Below are 19,226 nucleotides of genomic sequence, written 5' to 3'. Positions count from 1 at the left end.
AGAGTCGTACAGATGTCTTGCACAAACGTCCTAGACAATCGAATGAGACGTTTGTACAGTCTGGGACATGACGAACATCCTGATCTCCGGCGGCAGCGTCGCCGGCCCCGCCCTCGCCTTCTGGCTGCGCCGCCACGGCTTCACCCCGACCGTCGTGGAGCGCGCCCCCGAGCTGCGCACCGGCGGCTACAAGATCGATGTCCGGGGCGCGGCCCTCGAGGTCGTCGACCGCATGGGCCTGCGTGAGGAGGTGGCCCGCCATGGCACCGACATGCAGGTGGCCCGGTTCGTCGACGCGACCGGGAAGCAGCTGGCGACCATGAGCGCCCAGTTGTTCGGCGGCCGCGAGGGCGACGACATCGAGATCATGCGCGGCGACCTGGCCCGGATCCTCTACGACGCCACCAGGGACGACGTCGAATACCTCTTCGACGACTCCGTCACCGCGCTGACCGAGACCGCCGACGGCGTGCGGGTCACCTTCGAGAACGGCCCCGAGCGGACCTTCGACCTGGTGGTCGGCGCCGACGGCCTGCACTCCAACGTGCGGTCGCTGGCGTTCGGGGAGGAGTCGCCGTACATCCACGACCTCGGCCACTACATCTCGATCTTCACCGTGCCCAACCACCTGGGCCTCGACCGCACCGAGATGATGCACCCGGCGCCGGGCCGCAGCATGGGCATGTACAGCACCCGCCAGGACACCGCCGCCAAGGCGATGTTCCTCTTCTCCTCACCCCCGCTCGCCTACGACCGCCGCGACTCCGCCCAGCAGCGGAAACTCCTCGCCGAGGTCTTCGCCGGGCAGGGCTGGGAGGTGCCCCGGCTCCTGGACGCCATGGCGGACGCGCCCGACTTCTACCTCGACTCGATCAGCCAGGTCCGGATGGACCGGTGGTCGTCGGGTCGGGTGGTCCTCGTTGGTGACGCCGCTTATGGGCCTTCGCCGGCCTCGGGGCAGGGGACCAGCCTGGCGCTGGTGGGGGCGTACGTCCTGGCGGGGTCGCTCGCCGCGGCGGCCGGGGACCATCGGGCCGCGTTCGCCGCCTACGAGCACGACATGCGGCACTTCGTCGAGGAGAACCAGAAGCTCGCCGAGGCCAACCTCAAGGGGATGGTGATGAAGTCGGCGGGCCAGATCCGGGTGCAGATGTTCATGCTGCGCCTGATGCCCCACCTGCCGGGGAAGAACAGCATGATCAAGCGGGTGACCGAGCCGATCCGCAAGGCGGCGACCGCGATCACCCTCAAGGACTACCGGTAGAGCCTACGCACCCGCTCGGCTGGTCAGCGCCTCCAGCAGTCGTACCGAGGCGTTGACGAGATGACCCGCCATCGGATCGGCCATGAGCGCCGACGCGGGACCCTCACCGAAGTACAGACCTCCCGAACACAGCATGCTCAGCCGCAGCACCCCCTGCGGCAACGGCGGCCGGGGGCCGATCCACGGCCCGATGCGCGACGCGATCGCGGCACCGGCGGCCACCACGTCTGCCGCCAGGGCGTCGATCCCGGCGTCGGACGCCTCCCAGACCAGGATCTTGCCCGAGTGGTTCAGGTAGCGGCAGGTCCCGTCGCGGTAGACGGCCAGCGTGTCGAGGCCCTTGCCGACCGGCATGTCCACGACGACGCCATGGACATACGCGGGATCATCCGGCTCCTCGCCGAGCAGCCGCAGCACGTGCCAGGCCTGGAGATGGTCGCGGGACGGCCGATCGGGGCTGGCCAGGATCGAGTGCAGCACCGACCGAGCCTGAGCCCCGTCGCCCACGGCCACCGAACCCCGGACCGCCGAGAACACCGGATCGTTCTCGGCCCACCTCTCCAGCGGGACATCGCCATAGAGAAGCTCACGCATGACGGCTTCCGGCTTGGGCCGCTTCCGGAACATGGACGCCACCTCCGCCCGTCACGATATGTCCCCAACGCGAAGGTCCAAAAGATCAGGCCACGTATTCCCTGAGGTGCTGGGCGGTCAGGGTGTCGGCGGTGGTGATCAGGTCGGACGGGGTGCCGGTGAAGATGACCTCGCCGCCGTCGTGGCCGCCGCCCGGGCCCAGGTCGATGATCCAGTCGGCGTGGGCCATCACGGCCTGGTGGTGTTCGATGACGACGACCGAGTTGCCGTCGTCGACCAGGCGGTCGAGCAGGCTCAGCAGCTGGTCGACATCGGCCAGGTGGAGGCCGGTCGTCGGTTCGTCGAGGACGTAGATCGAGGACTTCTCGGCCATGTGGATGGCCAGCTTCAGCCGCTGGCGTTCGCCGCCCGACAGGGTGTTGAGGGGCTGGCCCAGGCGCAGGTAGCCGAGGCCGACGTCGACCATGCGGGCCAGGATGGTGCGGGCCTGGCCGGTGGTGAAGAAGTCGCGGGCCTCGGTCATCGACATGCCGAGCACCTCGTGGATGTTCTTGCCGCGCAGCGTGTAGCCGAGCACCTCGGCGGTGAAGCGGCGGCCCTCGCACTGCTCGCAGACCGACGACACCCCGGCCATCATCGCGAGGTCGGTGTAGATGAGGCCGATGCCGTTGCAGCCGGGGCAGGCGCCTTCGGAGTTGGCGCTGAACAGGGCCGCCTTGACGCCGTTCTCCTTGGCGAAGGCGGTGCGGATCGGGCCGAGCAGGCCGCTGTAGGTGGCGGGGTTGCTGCGGCGCGAGCCCCTGATCGCCGACTGGTCGGCGACGACCACGCCGTCGCGGCCGGACAGGTAGCCGTGGATGAGGGAGCTCTTGCCCGAACCGGCGACGCCGGTCACCACGGTCAGCACGCCCATCGGCACGTCGACCGACACGTTCTTCAGGTTGTGGAGCGTGGCGCCGGAGATGGACAGGTGGCCTGACGGGGTGCGTACACGATCACGGAGTTTGGCCCGGTGGTCGAGGTGGCGGCCGGTGAGGGTACCGGAGGCGCGCAGGCCGGGGACGTCGCCGGTGTAGCAGAGGTGGCCGCCGTTCTCGCCGGCGCCGGGGCCGAGGTCGACGACGTGGTCGGCGATGGCGATGACCTCGGGCTTGTGCTCGACGACCAGGACGGTGTTGCCCTTGTCGCGGAGCATCAGCAGGATCTCGTTCATCCGCCGGATGTCGTGGGGGTGCAGGCCGACGGTCGGCTCGTCGAAGACGTAGGTGACGTCGCTGAGGCTGGAGCCGAGGTGGCGCACCATCTTCACGCGCTGCGCCTCGCCGCCCGACAGGGTGCCCGAGGAGCGGTTGAGGCTGAGGTAGCCCAGGCCGATGCCGACCAGGGAGTCGAGCAGTTCGCGCAGGTTGGTGAGCAGCGGGCCGACGGCCGGGTCGTCGATGCCCCGCAGGAACGCGGCCAGGTCGTTGACCTGCATCGACGAGCACTCGGCGATGTTCACGCCGTTGATCTTCGAGGAGAGCGCGGCCTGGGTCAGGCGGGTGCCCTCGCACACCGGGCACTGGGCGAACACCACGGCGCGGTCGACGAACGCCTTGATGGCGCCCTGCATCGACTCGCGGTCTTTGGTCAGGTAGATGCGGTTGACCTTGACGACCAGGCCCTCGTAGCTGACGTTGATCGTGCCGACCTTGACCTTGGTGACCGGCTGGTGGAGGAAGGTCTCCCACTCCTCCTCGGTGAAGTCTTTCAGCTTCTTGTCGGGGTCGTAGAAGCCCGAATGGGCCATGACCTGCCAATACCAGCTGTCGACGTGGAACTGCGGGACCGTGATCGCGCCCTCGTTGAGGGACAGCTCGCGGTCGACGAGCTGGTCGACGTCGACCGTCGACACGTGCCCGAGCCCTTCGCAGTTCGGGCACATGCCGTCGGGCACGTTGAACGAGAACGCCGTCGACGGCCCGATGTGGGGCTGCCCGAGACGGCTGAAGATGATCCGCAGCATCGTGTACGCATCGGTCGCGGTGCCGACCGTGGAGCGCGAGTTGGCGCCCATGGGCTCCTGGTCGACGACGATGGCCGCGCTCAGGTTGTGGAGCGCGTCGACGTCGGGACGGCTCTGCGAGGGCATGAACGACTGGACGAACGCGGCATAGGTCTCGTTGATCATCCGCTGTGACTCGGCCGCGATGGTGCCGAACACGAGCGACGACTTGCCCGACCCGGAGACCCCGGTGAAGACGGTGATGCGACGCTTGGGAATGTCGAGGGAGACGTCGGCCAGGTTGTTCTCCCTGGCCCCACGCACCTGGATCATGCTGTGGGAGTCGGCCGCGAGCGATGCGTTGGGGGAATTCAGCACGGTCGGAGAGCCTAGACGACGGCTCCGACACTTCGGCCCACTCTGAGCCTGCCGATCACGAGCGCACCCACCACCCAGCCGGTCACGACCGCGAGCCCGGCCCAGGGCCCGATGAGGGGCACTCCTCCCTGGACGGCCATCCCCGCCTCCATCGGCGAGATCCACGCCAGCCGCTCCTGCCAGACGGGGTCTCCCAGCATCCGGATGACCAACGGAAACCCGTACAGGATCCCGAGCGTGACCCCCATCGCGACCGCCGTGTCCCGCACGGCGGCGGCCACCCCCAGAGCCAGCAGCGATACCAGCACGAGATAGGCGATCGACCCGAAGAACGCCGTCGCCGTGGCGCCCGGACCGATCAGCGCCGACACGGACACCGCGACGACCGCCCCGGCCAGCGTGGCACCTCCGACGATCAGCACTTTGGCCGCCAGCAACAGCCCCCTTCCGGGGACCGCGAGGAGGCTGACAAGGATCATGCCGCTGGAGTACTCCCCCGCCATCACCCCCACCGCCAGCGCCACGGCGCCGATCTGCCCGGCCTGCACCCCGGCCAGCGACACCCGCGAGGGGAGCACGTCACAACAGGGAACGAGAGCGGTGGCGGCCGCACCGGTGCCGACGGTCAGCACGACCAGCAGGAAGACGAGCCAAGGGAGACCGGGGAGGGTACGGAATTTCGTCCATTCCGCCCGAAATATTTGTCCAAAATCCCTCGGACAAATGAAGGGTGCGCGGGTCATCACGCGTCCTTTCGGCGAGGGCCGCGCCGGCCTCTGCTTCGAGTGCGATACCGGACATTGACTTGGCCGCTGAGACCCGGCCCGAGCCGATCATGCGTCTCTCCGTCTCAGCAGCACGATCGCCGCCACCAGCGCAGCCGCCGCGTAGGCGCACATCACCGCGAAGCCGCCCAGCGGGGGCAGCGGGTAGTAGCCCAGGGCGGGGATGTAGTAGTCCTCGACCTGCGGATACGCCGGGATGCTCTGCTGGATGGCGAATCCCGCCGCCGGGGTCACCCTCAGCAGCCACTGGGCCGCCGACGACGGGATCACCGACGCGGTCGCGAGGAGCTGGGGCAGCAGGACCAGGGCGATCGCGGTGATGACCGCCGCCGCGCTGCGCCGGAACAGGGCGCCCAAGGCGAGGGCCAGCACGGCCGTCACGGCCAGCAGGGCCGCGGTGCCGACGATCACGCGGGCCTCGGTGAGGGCGGTGATCGGCGCGATGTCGTTGTTCCTGTCCCGCATGAGGCGGATCCCGACCGGGACCGCGACCGCCGCCGCGACCAGCCCGCCCGCGAACGTCACCGCCGCGATGACGGCGGCCTTGGCCAGCAGTACCCCGGTCCGTCCGGGGGTCGCGGCCATGGTCGCCTTGACCAGGCCGCGCCGGTATTCGGCCGTCATGAACAGCACCCCGACGACGATCACGGCGATCAGGCCGATGGACGCGCCGGTCAGCGTGCGTTCGACGACCGCGCCGCCCTCCATGCCCGCCGGTGAGATGTCCCCGGAACCGGTGAGCTGGATCGTGGTCCCCCACGCCCGCGCCGAACCGACTGACAGCGACGGTGCCCCGGGCTCGCCCCCGACGTCGTCGTGGGTCCATCCGCCGGACGCCCCCTCGACGGTCACGTCGTCGAACGCGGCGGTGACGTTGGTGAGCCGGCAGGCGCCGATGGTCCCGCCGAGTGCGCCCTGGGAGAGGGTGACGTCGCAGGGGGAGGCCGCGAACAGGCCGATCAGCGCGGGTCCGGACAGCGTCTTCTCGGCGACGACCCGCCATGATGTGCCGTCGGGTGAGGTCGAGGCGGTGAGGGTGGCGCCGGTCCGGGTCAGCCGCAGCCAGGGGTCACGTCCGGCGGCGTGGTCGTTGACGAAGTCGTCCTGGACCCGGGTGCCGTGCCCGCCGGTGACCATGACGGCCGAATAGGCGGACCCCTGCCGGAGGTCCTGTTTGACCATCAGGCCGACCTTCGCCCAGGGCACCACCCCGGGAACGATCTTGTCGTGGTCGGGTGGCGGATAGGTGATCACGCCGCTGACCTCGGCGACCTTGGCCGTGATGGAGCCGTCGCCGGAGAGTGCCTGGTGGTAGAAGGAGAACCGGTCGTTGACGGCCTGCCCGCCGGGCCCGAGAGGGGTCTCCGGGCAGACGTTCCCCTGGGGGCCCTCGCACGAGCGGACCGTACCGGCGGCGCCCAGCAGCCCGACGCCGACCGTGAGAAGCACGGCGACGATCGATCCGGCGACCCAGCCGCGAACCGTGCGGAACTTGGTCCATTCGGACCTCAGGACGGGGATCACCGGAACTCCACGCTCTCTCGGGTCAGCTCCATGTAGGCCTCTTCTAAGGTGGCTCGATGGGCGCTGACCTCGGCGAACGCCACTTCGGCCGCCGTCAGCAGCGCAATGGTCTCGGCACCGGACAGCCCCGACACGGTCAGCGCGTCGGCGCCGGTCACGGTCACGGTCGCGCCCGCTCGGGCCAGCGCCTCCATGGCGTCCTCGCGCGCGGTGGTGCGCAGGGTGATGCGGCCGTCGGAGGCGGCGGCGATCAGGTCGGCCACGCTCCGGTCGGCGACCACCCGGCCCCGCCCGACCACGATCAGGTGGCCGGCGACGTCCTGGAGTTCGCTCATCAGGTGGCTCGACACCAGGACCGCCCGCCCTTCCGCGGCCAGTGAGCGCAGCAGGCCGCGGATCCACACGATCCCGTCGGGGTCCAGGCCGTTGAACGGCTCGTCGAACAGCAGTACCGGCGGGTCGCCCAGCAGGGCCGCCGCGATGCCGAGCCGCTGCCGCATCCCGAGGGAGTAGCCGCCCGCCCGGCGGCGCGCGGCGGTGCCGAGGCCGACCTGGCCGATCACCTCGCCGACCCGGCGCGCCCCGAGGCCCTGCGACTGGGCCAGCCAGAGCAGGTGGTTGCGCGCGGTCCGGCTCGGCTGCAGCGCCGACGCGTCGAGCAGAGCGCCGACGTGGGTCAACGGCCTTTTCAGGCTGGTGTACGCCACCCCGCCCACCAGCGCCGACCCCTCGTCGGGCCGGTCGAGACCGACGACGACCCGCATCGTGGTCGATTTCCCCGCCCCGTTGGGGCCGACGAACCCGGTGACCGTGCCCGGTTTCACGGTGAAGGTCATGTCGTCGAGAGCCTGCGTGGGCCCGAAGCGTTTGCGGAGCCCGGTGACAGTCACGTCCATGCTCCGGAACCCTAGGCTCGGGGCCTCCGCACGGCGTCGCGCCTGGGAGCGGTCTTCACCTAGCTCGTACGAGGGATGTCCGTTCACCCCGCACCGGGCAGAATGACCTGCGTGAACGGACGTGCCGTCGCAGGTGTCCTCGTGGTGGCGGCCTTCGTCCTGGGGGTGTCCACGTCGATGGCCCTGGGGTTGGTGGGCCTGGCGACGACGCTGCCACTGGTGCTGCTCTGGCCGCAGCGTACGGCCGCCGCCGTGCTCGTCACCGTCGCCACGGTGCTGGCGCTGACGGCGTTCCGCGATCCGGCGTACGCCGGTCTGGCCGCCACCATGATCGCGCTGTTCCGCCTGGGCGAGACCTCCGAGCGGGTGGCGCTGGCCTGCGCGGTCCCGTGCCTGGCGCTGATCGTCCACGCGCCGGTGCTGGCCTTGGCGCCGTCGGCCGCGATGGCCGGGATCACCTGGCAGGCCAGGAGGAAGGCCCGGGTCAGCGCCGCCGCCCGCGACGTCGTCGAGGAGAGCCTGCTGCGCCGCAGCGCGGCCGGGGAGCGGGCCAGGATCGCGCGTGAGCTGCACGACGTGGTGGCCCACCACATCTCGATGGTGGCCGTCCAGGCCGAGACCGCCCGCCTGGCGACCCCCGGTCTGCCGCCCGCCGGGGCCGACCGGCTGCGCGCGATCGGTGACACGGCGCGCAGCGCGCTGACCGAGATGCGGCGCCTGCTCGGCGTGCTCCGCGAGGACACCGACCAGCCCGAACGCGCCCCTCAGCCGGGCCTGCGCGAGCTGGTCGCCCTGGTCGACACCGCTCGCGAGGCCTCCGGCGGGGCGACCCGGCTGATCCTGCGCGGAGCGCCGATCGCGCTCGATCCGGTGGCGGAACTGGCGGCGTACCGGATCGTCCAGGAGGCGTTGACGAACGCGCGGCGGCACGCGCCGGGCGCGGCGGTCGACGTGGAGTTCTCCTACGGAGACGACACGCTGCGGGTGGTGGTCAGGGACAACGGGCCCGCCGTGGAGAGTCCGGCCGACGGATTGGGCCTGGTGGGCATGCGCGAACGCGCCTCCGCAGTGGGCGGGACGTTGCGGACCGGAGCGGTGAGAGGTGGAGGTTTCATGGTCGAGGCGGTTCTTCCGGGCAGGACGGCATGATCCGGATCGTCATCGCCGATGACCACCCCGTCGTCCGGTCGGCGTTCGCCGACCTGCTGGCCACCCAGTCCGACTTCATCGTCGCCGGCACCGCCTCCGACGGCGCGGAGGCGGTCCGCGTCTGCGCCGCGACCACGCCGGATCTCGTGCTGATGGACGTGCGAATGCCCGTCATGGACGGCATCGAGGCCACCCGGCGGCTGTCCCCGGAGACCAGGGTGCTCATCCTCACCACCTTCGACCTCGACGAATACGTCTACGACGCCCTGCGCGCCGGAGCCAGCGGATTCCTGCTGAAGGACGTCACCGCCGAGCGCCTGTTCGACGCCGTGAGAGTGGTGGCCGCCGGGGAGGCGCTGCTGGCGCCCACCGTCACCCGGCGGCTGATCGGCGAGTTCGCCCAGCTCCGGCCCAAGGTCTCGGTCGACGGCCTGACACCCCGCGAGACGCAGGTGCTGCGGCTGCTCGCCGAGGGGCTGTCGAATCCGGAGATCGCCGCGCGGCTGACCGTGACCGAGGAGACGGTGAAGACCCACGTCAGCCGGGTGCTGGGCAAGCTCGGCCTGCGCGACCGGACGCAGGCCGTGGTCGCCGCCTACGAGTCGGGGCTGGTGGTGCCCCGGTTCAGGGGATGACCTCGAAGGTGGCCATCATGGCCATGTCCTCGTGTTCGAGGTTGTGGCAGTGGAAGACGTACCGGCCGGGATAGCCGTCGAACTTCGCGATCACCTCCATCGTCTGGGCCTCCCGGAGCTCGACCGTGTCCTTCCAGGCCGGGTCGGGGGTGCCGTCGGTCATCACCTGGAAGTGGGCCAGGTGCAGGTGGATCGGGTGGCTGACGTCGCTGGTGAAGCGCCAGATCTCGGTGGCGCCGAGTTTCACCGTGGCGTCGACCCGGCTGGCGTCGTAGGGCTTGCCGTTGATGAGCCAGCCGGTGCCGCCGTGCAGGTTGCCGCTGGTGAACTCGAAGTCGCGGGTCACCGTGGCCGTCGCGGGGTCGATCCGGTCGACCTTCGCCAGGACCGGCGGGATCGACGAGTCGTCGGGCTCGTCACGGTCGACGTCGAACCGCATGACCCGGCCGTCGTCGGCGAGGTCACGCAGTTCCACCTGTGCTCCGATGCGGTGAGCGGCGAAGTCGACGACGAGATCGGCCCGCTCGCCCGGCGACAGGCGTACGGAATCGAGGGTTCTCGGAGCGGGCAGCAGGCCGCCGTCGGTGCCGATCTGGACGATCGGGCCACCGGTCGACAGCTCGTAGGGGCGGGCGTTGGAGGCGTTGACGACGCGCAGCCGGTAGCGGGCGCGGGCGACCTTCAGCACCGGCCACGGCGCGCCGTTGACCAGGGTGACGTCGCCCAGGACGCCGCCCATGTAGGCCTCCTTCGCACCGGGTCTGCCCGGTTGGCCGGGGTAGGGCATCGTGCCGTCGGCGGCGAAGGAGCGGTCGCAGATCACCAGGGGGATCTCGCGCTCGCCCTTCGGGAGGGGCAACGCGTCCTCCTCGTCGTCGCGGACCAGGAACATCCCGGCCAGGCCGCGCCAGACCTGCGGCCCGGTGTAGTCCATGCGGTGGTCGTGATACCAGAGCGTGGCGGCCCGCTGCGTCATCGGGAAGTCGTATTCGCGGGTCTCCCCCGGTCGTACGAGATCGGTCGGATCGCCGTCGGAGGCGGCCGGCGTGTGGCCTCCGTGCAGGTGCAGCACGGTCGGCTCACCCAGCCCGTTGGTCAGCCGCACGACGGTCCGGCGGCCCCGGCGGGTCTCGATGATCGGCCCGGGGAAGCGGCCGTCGTAACCCCAGATGGGCGTGCGCAGCCCGGGGACGATGCTCGCGACGGCCTGGCGTGCGGTGAGGTCGTAGTGGTCGGCATCGCCGCGCCGGGTGGGGCGGGCGAACGGCGGGAGAGGCAGCGGCACGGCGAACGGCTGCGGCAGCTTCGCGGTGCTGCGCAGCAGTTGCGGCACCGGGGTGCCCGCGAGCAGCGAGCACCCCGTGACCAGGGCGAAACCGCCCAAACCGATCGTGGCCAGCGCCTCGCGTCGGGTGAGCCTCATGCCGGGACGTGCTGCCTGGCCGGGTAGAGGGTGCTCAGCGCGTGCACCGCGCCCCCGAACATGATCATGCCGATCGGCACGTGCAACGCCTTGAAGTGGGCGAATCCGAAGTACATCTGGAGGAAGACGAAGAGCAGCATCATCACCGCGGGGATGATGAGCTTCCGGTCGCGAGCCATGATCGCCACCACGAGTGAGCCGATCACCGCCAGCACCACCAGGATCGCGGTGGCGCGGTGGATGCCCCGCCCGCCGGGCGTGGCCAGCAGCAGGCCGGCGGTGATGCCCTGAATGAGCAGCGTGGCGGCGAGGACGATCGCCAGGATGCGCCGCGCGCCCAGATAAGCCGTGTTCATCGGTGGTCTCCCCACGTGAAAAGTCAACGTCGCAAGCGTCGCGGGGCCCGGCGCGCGCCGCGTCGTGCGCGGGAGGGTCACCGGAATACATCCGCCGGAGTAGTCGTGTCAGCGCCGTGTCCGCCCGGTGTCAGCGCGGTCGGCGACGGTTGCCCCATGGACCTTCAGAGCACCATCGAGGACATCGTCGAGACCGGCTTCGTCGGCATGCAGCTGCGCGTCACCACCCCGGAAGGCGCGTGGACCGGCACCGCCGGGGTCCGCGAGCTGGGCGGGACCGAGAAACCCCCGGCCGACGGCCTGTTCCGGGTCGGCAGCGTCACCAAGACCTTCACCGCGACCGTGGTGCTCCAGCTCGTCGCCGAGGGCCGGTTCGGCCTGGACGATTCGGTGGCCGACCACCTGCCCGGCTTCGACCTCGACCCGAGGATCACCGTGCGGATGCTGCTCCAGCACACGAGCGGCGTGTTCAGCCACACCGGCGAGGTCTACGACGACGGGACGATCGCCCCGGGGATCACCGTGCTCGGCAAGGAGTGGGTGGAGGCGCGCTTCACGACGTACACCCCCGAAGAACTGGCCCGGCTGGCCCTGTCGAAGCCCGCCCGGTTCGAGCCCGGCACCGGCTGGAGCTACTCCAACAGCAACTACGTGCTGGCCAGGCTGCTGGTCGAGCACGTCACCGGCCGCTCCCTCGCCGACGAGACCGACCGCCTGATCATCGCCCCGCTCGGCCTGACCGGCACCTCGCTCCCCGGCACCGGCACCGAGATCCCCGGCCCGCACGCCCACGCCTACTACCGCTACGAGGAGGACGGCCGGGAGACGATTGTCGACGTCACCCGCCAGAACCCCTCGTGGGTCGCCACCGGCGGCGACATGATCTCCACCACCGCGGACCTCCACACGTTCATCTCCGCCCTGGTCACCGGGAGGCTCCTCCCGGAGGCTCTGCTGGACGAGATGCGCACCCCCGACCCCAAGATCGGCTACGGCCTCGGGTTGTTCGTGCAGGAGGACGGCGCCCTGCTGTTCCACAATGGCGGCCTCACCGGTTACGCGACCCTGATGTACAGCACGCCCGACGCCGCCACCACCCTCACCGCCTCGGTCACCTACGTCGACGACGCCGAGATGTCGCTGGCCGCCCCCTTCCACAAGGCGGTGGAGCGGCTGCTGTCGGAGGTCTTCAGCCGGTAGCCAGGATCCGGTAGTGGTATCCGTGCGACAGGGTGAACCCGTGCCGCGCGTAGAGGGCTCTGGCGCCCGGATTGTCCTCCTCGACCTGAAGGTAGAGACACCGGGCGCCCTGCTTCCCCGCCCAGGCCGCCCCCGCCGCCAGCACCGCCGAGGCGACCCCCTTCCGGCGGTGACGCGGATGGGTGACCATGCAGAACACCCCGGCGTAGTCGCCATCGGCGGCGAAGACGCCCATCCCCGCGACCTCACCCTCGACGGTCGCGGCGAACATCGCGACCGGCTCGGGCATCCGCAGGATGACCCCCAGAGTGGTGGACCGGTCGTCGAGGGCGTGGAAGATCTCGGGCCAGCGGTCCCGGTCGATGTGAGCGGCGGCCTCGCCGGGTGCGAAGCCCGAGGCCGGCGCGGTGAGGATCAGCGTCGGGGCGTCGCGGCGGTAGCCCCGGCCCGCCAGCGTCCCGTCGAGTTCGGTGTGGGCGTCGGCCGGGCTGATCTGGACGCAGACCGCCAGGCCGAGGTCGCGGTAGTAACGCTCGACGGCGTCGATCGAGGGGGTGGCTCCGTGGAGGGGCAGCGCGGAGTTGGTCCGGCGCCGGGCCACGGCAGGGGTGCTGCGGAGGAGCCAGCCGTCGCGCTCCTCGGAGTGGGCGGCCGGCCAGGCGCGGGCGGCGCTGCGTTCGAGTCTCCACCACTCGGGTTGCTCCATGAACTGCACCGTAATGCCCGTCATGTCTAATTGATGACATGGAGATCGGGTGTGACGAGTCGGGCGCCGAGGGCGAGAAGCTCATCGGCGGGGTGACCGACGTCTTCGCCCACGCCGGTGTCGCGCTCACCCTCGACCAGGCCGCCGCCTGCATGGACGAGGTCCGGCACCGCGCGCCCTCCCCCATCACCGAGTACAAGTCGTTCGTCATCCGCCGGGCCAAACACCGCTTGGCGCTCCAGTGGCTGCTCGGCCCGACCGGGCCCCTCCACGGCCACGCTCGGGTCCATCTGACCGACAAGACCCTCTACATGACCCGCCGCATCGCCGACCTGTTCGGCGACGAGGGCGACCGGCTCTACCTGCTCGGCCCCGCCGCGTTCGGCGGCCGATGGAAGGAGCTGCTGGAGGGGTTCAACGATCTCATGCGCCCCTACACCGACCGGCCGGTCGCCGAGGTGTTCGCGCTGGTCGACGAACTGTCCCTGATCCCCGGCGAGGCCGGTGACCTGATGCGCCGCCTGGGCAAGGCCCGCCCGCAGGTCGAGGACCTGCGGACCCGGCTGGCCCGCAACCCCGCCACCGCCGCGCCGCTCGATCCGCTGCTGCCGGCGATCGTGCGGGCCGTCGAATACTGGGGCGGTGGACGCCCGGTGACGATCGTGCACGACCGCCAGACCACCCTCACCGAGGCCCGCATCGACCTGCTCAAACAGGCCGGTCCCCTGGCCGAACTCCGCCTTGAGGACTCGCACCTCGACGCCCGGATCCAGGTGGCCGACCTGCTGGCGGGCATCGCGCGCGGGATCGCGGCCGACGACCTGCACGGCGAGGGCGACCCTCTGATGGCGGGGCTGCTCGCCCCTTATGTGGACGATCGTTCCGTGTGGATTTGAGAAAGCCGCCGTCCTGTCGCGCGCTTCCACGGGGCCGGCGTCCCTAGGGTCGGCCGCATGAGGACTACGCTGCGACGACTGGCCATCGCGATCCTGCCGCTCGCCGTCTCCGCCGTGCTCTCCCCCGCATCGGCCGAGGCCCGCCCGGCACCCGACCGACAGACCGCCTACTACCTGGTCAAAGCCGGAAAGCTCAACTTCCTGCGGCAACTCGCCCTGTCGGGGCGGGCGACCATGATCGAACCGTCGCTGCCCCGGCTGCTCGACGAGTACAAGTCGATCCGGATCGACGGCGCCGACCTGCGCACCTACCTACGGAACGTCGACCCCAAGTCGCCGTTCGACCCGGCGCTCGACCCGCTGCTGGCCACCCCGGAATACCGGGCGGCGCTGGCCGAGGTCCGGCGGCTGCCGACGTACCCGAAGCTGCTGCGCCTGCTGAAGAGGTCCGTCAACGACTGACCGGGTCGATGTGGATCTTGGGTGGCCGGTCGGGGTGCGGCTTCCCGGCCAGCACCCCGTCCAGTACCCCGGCCACGTCGTCGAGGCCGACGGTCGCGGCGACCAGAGGTGTCGGGTCGACGGCGCCGGAGGCGTAGCGGTCGATCGTGCCCGACAGGCCGCCCGACGCGCTGAGCACCCCGGTGACCCGCAGGTCCTTGAGCGCGATCACCCGCGTGTCGACCAGGCTGGGCTCCCCGGCCAGGCCGATGAAGACGACCCTGCCACCGGGCTCGACCACGTCGACGGCCAGAGCGGGCAGCGCGGCGGCGTTGGAGGCGTCGATCACGGCGTCGAACGGCAGGTCGGGCACCTCGGTGTGGCAGGTGAAACCGAGCGAGCGGGCGAACCCGGCCGACAGGCCCAGCAGATGGACCTCGGCGCCTTCGGCCACCGCGAACATGGCCGCCAGCAGGCCGATCGTCCCCGGCCCGAGGATCAGCAGCCGCCGGCCCGGCCTCACCTGGGCGGCCCGGACGGCGCGCAGCGCGTTCCCGCCCGGCTCGACCAGCGCGCCCAGCGTCGGCCCAACGCTGTCGGGTAGCGCGTGCAGCGCGAAGACCGGGACGGGAAGGAATTCGGCCAGGGCACCCGGGTAGCCGTACCGGATCCCGATCTCGAACCTCTCCGCGCACAGGTGCTGCCGGCCGGCATCGCACCTCGCGCACTTCTGGCAGCCGAGCATGGTGTCCCCGGTGACCCGGCGCCCGAGCCACTCGCCGGAGACGCCCGCGCCGAGGGCGGTCACCACGCCGCACCACTCGTGGCCGATGCGGAGGGGGTAGCGGGCCTGCCCGTCGTGCAGGTAGGCCATCTCACCGGTGAAGAACTCGGCGTCGGTCCCGCACACCCCGGCCCGCTCGACCCGGACGATCACCTCTCCGGGTTTCGGGACGGGCGGTTCGACGTCCTGAACCTCGCCCCGAAACGGCCCTGTGATGACGAATGCGCGCATGCTCCTATTTGCGCACACGAATACCCGTTTCGGGCTGATCCGACCGCGACCGGTTGGCGCCGGATACGAAGCGGGCCGGGCGCGGCGGGCGGTGCCGGGGTGGGCGTGAGCCGTAACGGAGCAAAGAAGAGACCGCGAGCGGCGCCGCACCTCGACCGCAAAGAGTTCTTTGCAAAGAGTTGTTTGCGGTTTATGGTGGTCCGCATGAACGATGCCGTCTCGCTCGACGCCAAGGGCCTCCGCGCGCTCGCCCACCCGCTGCGGGTGCAGTTGCTCGGCCTGCTGCGGCTCTACGGCCCCCACACCGCCACGGGTCTGGCCGACCGCCTCGGCCTCACCTCCGGCGCCACCAGCTACCACCTGCGGCAACTCGCCGCGGCGGGGTTCGTCGACGAGGACGTCAACCGCGGAAACGGCCGCGAGCGCTGGTGGCGGGCGGTCCACTGGAGTACCGAGTTCACCGACCGCGACCTCGCCGACCAGGAGCCCGAGGCCGCGCTGATGTACCTCCAGTCGGTCGCCACCACTCAGCATCAGCGCGCCGAGCGCACGCTGGCCGCTTACCAGACGATGCCCCGTGAGTGGCGCGACATCTTCGACCTCAGCGACTGGTCGCTTCGCGTCACCCCCGAGGAGGCCAACGGCCTCATGGAAGAGCTCCACGCCGTCGTCCGCCGCTACCGCCAAGACGGCGCGACCGCCCCCGACGACGCCGAGCGCGTGGTGATCGTCATCCACTCCCTGCCGGAGCCGTCATGACCCGCACCTGGCGCCCGGTCGCGGGCCTGTTCGCCGCCTCCCTCGTCGCGCTCACCGGCACCCGCGTCTCGTCGATCGCGATCCCCTGGTTCGTGCTGGTCACCACCGGCAGCGTCGCCCAGACCGGCCTGGTCGCGTTCTGCGAGATGGCCCCGTACGTGCTGGTCAAAGCCCTCTCCGGCCCAGTGGTCGACCGGGTCGGGCCACGCAAGATCTCCTGGCGGGCCGACGCCGTCAGCGCCGCCGCGGCCGCCACGATCCCGGCCCTGCACGTCGCGGGGTTACTGTCGTTCCCGCTGCTGCTGGTCCTGGTGGCGGTCATCGGCGGGGTACGCGGCCCCGGCGACCTGGCCAAAGAGATCATGGTCCCCGAGGCGGCCGAACGCGGCCGCATCCCCCTCGAACGGGCCGCCGGGCTCGCTGGCGTCGCCGAACGCCTGGCCTCCACGGTCGGCCCCGCCGTCGCCGGCGTGCTCGTGGCACTGACCGGGCCGATGGTCGGCCTGGTCGTCAACGCCGTCTGCTTCGCGCTCGGCTCGGTGATCGTCGCGACCGTCCTGCCCAGGGACATGGGCCACCGACCCGCGGAAACGGGCCCGCGGACCGGCTACTGGCGCCGCTTCGGCGAGGGCTTCGCGTTCCTGCGAGGCGAGCGCCTCATGCTGACCATCACGATCATGGTCGGCGTCACGAACCTGCTCGACGCCGCGTTCAGCTCCCTGCTGCTCCCGGTCTGGGCCAAGGAGAGCGGCGGCGGCCCGGCCGCGATCGGCCTGGCCTCCAGCGCCATGGGCATCTCGGCGGTGGCGGGCGCGCTGATCGCGGCGATGGTGGCCCACCGGCTGCCCCGGCGGCTGGTGTTCTTCCTCGGCTTCCTGGTCATCGGCGCCCCGAGGTTCCTGATCCTGGCCGTGGACGTGCCACTGTGGGCGGTCATCACGGTCTTCGCGATCGGCGGCTTCGGCGGCGGCTTCCTCAACCCGATCATCGGTGCGATCTACTTCGAACGGGTCCCCCGGGCGATGCTCGGCCGGGTCAACTCGCTCAGCGACGCGGTGGCGTGGTCGGGCATCCCCCTCGGCGGACTGCTGGCCGGTGCCGCAGTTGCGGCCACGGGGCTGGTTCCGGTGCTGGTGGCGTGCGGGGTGGCGTACTTCCTGACGACGACACTGACGGGGCTGCGGCCGGAATGGCGGGAGATGAGATCGGCGCCGCTCACCCCGGCCGAGTCCTTAACAAAGTAAGGTTCAGACCCAGTGCGCGGGACGTTCGAGGTCGAGCCGGGTCGCCTGATCGCCTCGGGCGGCGGCGACCTGAGGGCGGGTCAGGAACAGCGCGCCCCGCAGATCCGCTCCCCGCACATCGGCCCCGCGCAGGTCGGCGCCCAGCAGGTCGGCCTTCCGGAGATCGGCGCCGCGCAGGTCGGCCCCGATGAGCAGACGCCCGCGCAGGCTCACGTTCCGCAGGTCCTGACCTCGCAGTTTGGCCCCCACGAGATCACGCCGCATCTCCTTGACCCGGCCGCGTACCTGCTCGCTGATCTCCCCCAGCCGGACCCCGACCCGGCCCCGCAACTCGCCGATCTGTGCTGGGTCGATCACCGGGGACGCCGCCAGCGCTTCGGTCTCTTTGTGCAGGTCGGCGGCGTAGCCGTACCGGGAAGCCTCTTCGAGGTACCAGAGCAGCTCGTGCAGCTGGCGGATCAGCGGGAAGAGCGCGACGTCGAGCCGGGCCTGGGTGACGCGCTGACCGGCGCCGAAGCAGTCGAAGGTCACGCAGCCCTGGTAGCCGCTCTCGCGCAGCCGGTCGTGGATGCGGCAGCGGAAGTCGCCGGCCAGGTGGGCGCAGGGCTTCCCGGCCGGCTTGTCGACGGCGAAATCGGCCGATTTGGTGAACGGCAGCTCCACGCAGCACAGACCTGCGCAGGAGCCGCAGTCGGCGTGCAGGTCGGTCACACGTGCTCCATGACGATCACGGCGGTGGTCTGGGGTTCCAGTGCCCGGAAGACATGCGGCACGTCGCCAGGGTAGGTGATGTAATCGCCCGGTCCGAGCTCCACGGGCCCCTCGTTCGGCCCGACCAGCGCCCGTCCCCGTCCGACGATCACGTGCTCCATCGTGCCCGGATTGTGCGGGTCGGAGGTGCGCGCCTCCCCCGGTTCGGCGTCGATCCGGAACAGGTCGCGCCGCGCCCCCGGCGGGCAGGAGGCCAGCAGCGTCGCGGCGTAGTCGGCCCGCTCGGAGTGCGTGACCGGCCCCTCCCCCGCGCGGATCACCCGCACATGCGGCCGGGGCGGATCGATCAGGCGGCTGATCGGCACGTCCAGCGCGACCGCGAGCGCCCACAGGGTCTCCACGCTGGGATTCCCGGCGCCCGATTCGAGCTGTGACAGTGTCGACTTGGCGATCCCGGCGCGTTTGGCCAGCTCGGTCAGCGACAGCGCGGTGCGTTCGCGTTCCCGGCGGATCGACGCGGCGATGAGCGTGATCAACGCGGCGGAGGTGTCCAAGCGTTCGCTCCACGAGTCCGATTGTTCGCCTTGACGAACGATGTCCGTTGTGTTCATTCTAATGGCCATGCGTTCGATATCGCGAACGGCCCTGCGCGACATCACCCTGGTCTGCGTGGCCGACGCCATCGTAGGGGCCTCCTTCGGCGCGATCGCCGTCTCCGGCGGCTTCGACCCGTGGGTGCCCGTGGTGATGTCCCTGATCGTCTTCGCCGGAGGCGCCCAGTTCGCCGCAATTGGCATCGTCATGAGCGGCGGCGGGATCGTCGCGGCGGTCGCGACCGGATTGGTGCTGAACGCCCGGCTGCTCCCCTTCGGCTTCGCCGTCGCCGACGTGGTGAAGGGCCGTCTTGCGGGCGTCCACCTGATCACCGACGAAACGGTCGCGTTCGCCCTGAAGGGCCGCGACGCGAGGGAACGTCACGACTACTTCTGGACCAGCGGTCTCGCCCTGTTCGCCGCCTGGAACGCCTCGGTCGTGGTCGGCGCGTTCGCCGGAACCGTCATCGGCGACACGGCGGCGTTCGGCCTGGACGCGGCCTTCCCCGCCGTCCTGGTCGCCCTGATCATGCCCGCCCTGACCGAAAAGGGCGTGCGGATCCCCGTGCTGACCGGCGGCGTCATCGCCCTGGCCGCCTCGGCGGTCTTCCCCGCCGGGGTGCCGGTCCTGCTCTCGCTGCTGGGCCTGCTGGCCCGCCCCAAGGAGTCCTGA

Annotated in this window: 20 protein-coding genes; 9 read left to right on the top strand and 11 right to left on the bottom strand. The window is 70.9% G+C overall.

Annotated elements, in window-relative coordinates:
- The first annotated feature begins 67 nt into the window (after positions 1–67).
- Positions 68–1,264, top strand: a complete 1,197-nt coding sequence (locus tag ACYQ78_RS08045; RefSeq protein WP_459800091.1) for an FAD-dependent monooxygenase — start codon at positions 68–70, stop codon at positions 1,262–1,264.
- Positions 1,265–1,267: 3 nt separating this feature from the next.
- Here ACYQ78_RS08045 and ACYQ78_RS08040 read toward each other — a convergent pair whose 3' ends face one another.
- The 5 genes from ACYQ78_RS08040 to ACYQ78_RS08020 form a co-directional block, all read right to left on the bottom strand.
- Positions 1,268–1,891 (bottom strand): hypothetical protein, encoded by a 624-nt coding sequence (locus ACYQ78_RS08040; protein WP_459800090.1) that lies wholly within the window; start codon positions 1,889–1,891, stop codon positions 1,268–1,270.
- A 52-nt stretch (positions 1,892–1,943) separates the two neighbouring features.
- On the bottom strand, positions 1,944–4,175 hold the full coding sequence (locus ACYQ78_RS08035; protein WP_459800743.1) for an ATP-binding cassette domain-containing protein: 2,232 nt from the start codon (positions 4,173–4,175) through the stop codon (positions 1,944–1,946).
- A gap of 56 nt (positions 4,176–4,231) precedes the next feature.
- Complete coding sequence (locus ACYQ78_RS08030; protein ID WP_459800089.1) at positions 4,232–4,852, bottom strand: ABC transporter permease; 621 nt, start codon at positions 4,850–4,852, stop codon at positions 4,232–4,234.
- Between the two features lie 201 nt (positions 4,853–5,053).
- Positions 5,054–6,529, bottom strand: coding sequence for a DUF1349 domain-containing protein (locus ACYQ78_RS08025; protein ID WP_459800088.1), 1,476 nt, complete (start codon positions 6,527–6,529; stop codon positions 5,054–5,056).
- Complete coding sequence (locus tag ACYQ78_RS08020) at positions 6,526–7,425, bottom strand: ATP-binding cassette domain-containing protein (RefSeq protein WP_459800087.1); 900 nt, start codon at positions 7,423–7,425, stop codon at positions 6,526–6,528. The genes ACYQ78_RS08025 and ACYQ78_RS08020 overlap by 4 nt, the downstream gene beginning before the upstream one ends.
- 111 nt (positions 7,426–7,536) lie before the next feature.
- Here ACYQ78_RS08020 and ACYQ78_RS08015 point away from each other — a divergent pair, with 111 nt between their 5' ends.
- Both ACYQ78_RS08015 and ACYQ78_RS08010 read left to right on the top strand, forming a co-directional pair.
- Positions 7,537–8,574 (top strand): sensor histidine kinase, encoded by a 1,038-nt coding sequence (locus ACYQ78_RS08015; protein WP_459800086.1) that lies wholly within the window; start codon positions 7,537–7,539, stop codon positions 8,572–8,574.
- A complete protein-coding gene (locus ACYQ78_RS08010; protein WP_459800085.1) occupies positions 8,571–9,209 on the top strand; it encodes a response regulator in 639 nt (212 codons plus the stop codon). Before ACYQ78_RS08015 ends, ACYQ78_RS08010 begins: the two co-directional genes overlap by 4 nt.
- Here ACYQ78_RS08010 and ACYQ78_RS08005 read toward each other — a convergent pair.
- Together ACYQ78_RS08005 and ACYQ78_RS08000 are read right to left on the bottom strand one after the other, a co-directional pair.
- Positions 9,199–10,632 carry a multicopper oxidase family protein gene (locus ACYQ78_RS08005; RefSeq protein WP_459800084.1) on the bottom strand — a complete coding sequence of 478 codons (1,434 nt, stop codon included), beginning with the start codon at positions 10,630–10,632 and terminating at the stop codon, positions 9,199–9,201. The two genes, ACYQ78_RS08010 and ACYQ78_RS08005, sit on opposite strands and share 11 nt — an antisense overlap.
- Positions 10,629–10,988 (bottom strand): hypothetical protein, encoded by a 360-nt coding sequence (locus ACYQ78_RS08000; RefSeq protein WP_459800083.1) that lies wholly within the window; start codon positions 10,986–10,988, stop codon positions 10,629–10,631. The genes ACYQ78_RS08005 and ACYQ78_RS08000 overlap by 4 nt, the downstream gene beginning before the upstream one ends.
- A gap of 156 nt (positions 10,989–11,144) precedes the next feature.
- On the opposite strand from ACYQ78_RS08000, the gene ACYQ78_RS07995 reads away from it, so the two are divergent.
- Complete coding sequence (locus ACYQ78_RS07995) at positions 11,145–12,188, top strand: serine hydrolase domain-containing protein (protein WP_459800082.1); 1,044 nt, start codon at positions 11,145–11,147, stop codon at positions 12,186–12,188.
- Here the strand turns inward: ACYQ78_RS07995 and ACYQ78_RS07990 are convergent.
- The gene (locus tag ACYQ78_RS07990; protein ID WP_459800081.1) at positions 12,178–12,894 is read right to left on the bottom strand and encodes a GNAT family N-acetyltransferase; all 717 of its coding nucleotides are present in this window, start codon (positions 12,892–12,894) and stop codon (positions 12,178–12,180) included. The two genes, ACYQ78_RS07995 and ACYQ78_RS07990, sit on opposite strands and share 11 nt — an antisense overlap.
- Before the next feature lie 38 nt (positions 12,895–12,932).
- Here ACYQ78_RS07990 and ACYQ78_RS07985 point away from each other — a divergent pair, with 38 nt between their 5' ends.
- Together ACYQ78_RS07985 and ACYQ78_RS07980 are read left to right on the top strand one after the other, a co-directional pair.
- Positions 12,933–13,790, top strand: coding sequence for a hypothetical protein (locus ACYQ78_RS07985; protein ID WP_459800080.1), 858 nt, complete (start codon positions 12,933–12,935; stop codon positions 13,788–13,790).
- A gap of 57 nt (positions 13,791–13,847) precedes the next feature.
- Positions 13,848–14,252, top strand: coding sequence for a hypothetical protein (locus tag ACYQ78_RS07980; protein WP_459800079.1), 405 nt, complete (start codon positions 13,848–13,850; stop codon positions 14,250–14,252).
- On the opposite strand, the gene ACYQ78_RS07975 is transcribed toward ACYQ78_RS07980, so the two are convergent.
- A complete protein-coding gene (locus ACYQ78_RS07975) occupies positions 14,242–15,246 on the bottom strand; it encodes a zinc-dependent alcohol dehydrogenase (RefSeq protein WP_459800078.1) in 1,005 nt (334 codons plus the stop codon). The genes ACYQ78_RS07980 and ACYQ78_RS07975 overlap by 11 nt on opposite strands.
- A 204-nt stretch (positions 15,247–15,450) precedes the next feature.
- Between ACYQ78_RS07975 and ACYQ78_RS07970 the strand changes: the two genes are divergently transcribed.
- Positions 15,451–16,005, top strand: coding sequence for an ArsR/SmtB family transcription factor (locus ACYQ78_RS07970; RefSeq protein WP_459800077.1), 555 nt, complete (start codon positions 15,451–15,453; stop codon positions 16,003–16,005).
- Complete coding sequence (locus ACYQ78_RS07965) at positions 16,002–17,249, top strand: MFS transporter (RefSeq protein WP_459800076.1); 1,248 nt, start codon at positions 16,002–16,004, stop codon at positions 17,247–17,249. The genes ACYQ78_RS07970 and ACYQ78_RS07965 overlap by 4 nt, the downstream gene beginning before the upstream one ends.
- Positions 17,250–17,252: 3 nt before the next feature.
- Here ACYQ78_RS07965 and ACYQ78_RS07960 read toward each other — a convergent pair whose 3' ends face one another.
- Both ACYQ78_RS07960 and ACYQ78_RS07955 read right to left on the bottom strand, forming a co-directional pair.
- Positions 17,253–17,960: a pentapeptide repeat-containing protein gene (locus tag ACYQ78_RS07960; protein ID WP_459800075.1), complete on the bottom strand. Its 708-nt coding sequence runs from the start codon at positions 17,958–17,960 to the stop codon at positions 17,253–17,255.
- Complete coding sequence (locus ACYQ78_RS07955) at positions 17,957–18,514, bottom strand: helix-turn-helix domain-containing protein (protein WP_459800074.1); 558 nt, start codon at positions 18,512–18,514, stop codon at positions 17,957–17,959. Before ACYQ78_RS07955 ends, ACYQ78_RS07960 begins: the two co-directional genes overlap by 4 nt.
- Positions 18,515–18,581: 67 nt before the next feature.
- Here ACYQ78_RS07955 and ACYQ78_RS07950 point away from each other — a divergent pair, with 67 nt between their 5' ends.
- Positions 18,582–19,226, top strand: a complete 645-nt coding sequence (locus tag ACYQ78_RS07950) for an AzlC family ABC transporter permease (RefSeq protein ID WP_459800073.1) — start codon at positions 18,582–18,584, stop codon at positions 19,224–19,226.

Source organism: Herbidospora sp. RD11066, assembly GCF_054661255.1.
This window is presented reverse-complemented; position numbering and strand designations above follow the sequence as displayed.

Bases quoted from the DNA above. Each gene is read 5' to 3' on its own strand.
- ACYQ78_RS08045 (WP_459800091.1), top strand. From the start codon at position 68: ATGACGAACATCCTGATCTCCGGCGGCAGCGTCGCCGGCCCCGCCCTC.
- ACYQ78_RS08040 (WP_459800090.1), bottom strand. From the start codon at position 1,891: ATGTTCCGGAAGCGGCCCAAGCCGGAAGCCGTCATGCGTGAGCTTCTC.
- ACYQ78_RS08035 (WP_459800743.1), bottom strand. From the start codon at position 4,175: ATGATCCAGGTGCGTGGGGCCAGGGAGAACAACCTGGCCGACGTCTCC.
- ACYQ78_RS08020 (WP_459800087.1), bottom strand. From the start codon at position 7,425: ATGGACGTGACTGTCACCGGGCTCCGCAAACGCTTCGGGCCCACGCAG.
- ACYQ78_RS08010 (WP_459800085.1), top strand. From the start codon at position 8,571: ATGATCCGGATCGTCATCGCCGATGACCACCCCGTCGTCCGGTCGGCG.
- ACYQ78_RS08005 (WP_459800084.1), bottom strand. From the start codon at position 10,632: ATGAGGCTCACCCGACGCGAGGCGCTGGCCACGATCGGTTTGGGCGGT.
- ACYQ78_RS08000 (WP_459800083.1), bottom strand. From the start codon at position 10,988: ATGAACACGGCTTATCTGGGCGCGCGGCGCATCCTGGCGATCGTCCTC.
- ACYQ78_RS07995 (WP_459800082.1), top strand. From the start codon at position 11,145: ATGGACCTTCAGAGCACCATCGAGGACATCGTCGAGACCGGCTTCGTC.
- ACYQ78_RS07990 (WP_459800081.1), bottom strand. From the start codon at position 12,894: ATGGAGCAACCCGAGTGGTGGAGACTCGAACGCAGCGCCGCCCGCGCC.
- ACYQ78_RS07985 (WP_459800080.1), top strand. From the start codon at position 12,933: ATGGAGATCGGGTGTGACGAGTCGGGCGCCGAGGGCGAGAAGCTCATC.
- ACYQ78_RS07980 (WP_459800079.1), top strand. From the start codon at position 13,848: ATGAGGACTACGCTGCGACGACTGGCCATCGCGATCCTGCCGCTCGCC.
- ACYQ78_RS07975 (WP_459800078.1), bottom strand. From the start codon at position 15,246: ATGCGCGCATTCGTCATCACAGGGCCGTTTCGGGGCGAGGTTCAGGAC.
- ACYQ78_RS07970 (WP_459800077.1), top strand. From the start codon at position 15,451: ATGAACGATGCCGTCTCGCTCGACGCCAAGGGCCTCCGCGCGCTCGCC.
- ACYQ78_RS07965 (WP_459800076.1), top strand. From the start codon at position 16,002: ATGACCCGCACCTGGCGCCCGGTCGCGGGCCTGTTCGCCGCCTCCCTC.
- ACYQ78_RS07950 (WP_459800073.1), top strand. From the start codon at position 18,582: ATGCGTTCGATATCGCGAACGGCCCTGCGCGACATCACCCTGGTCTGC.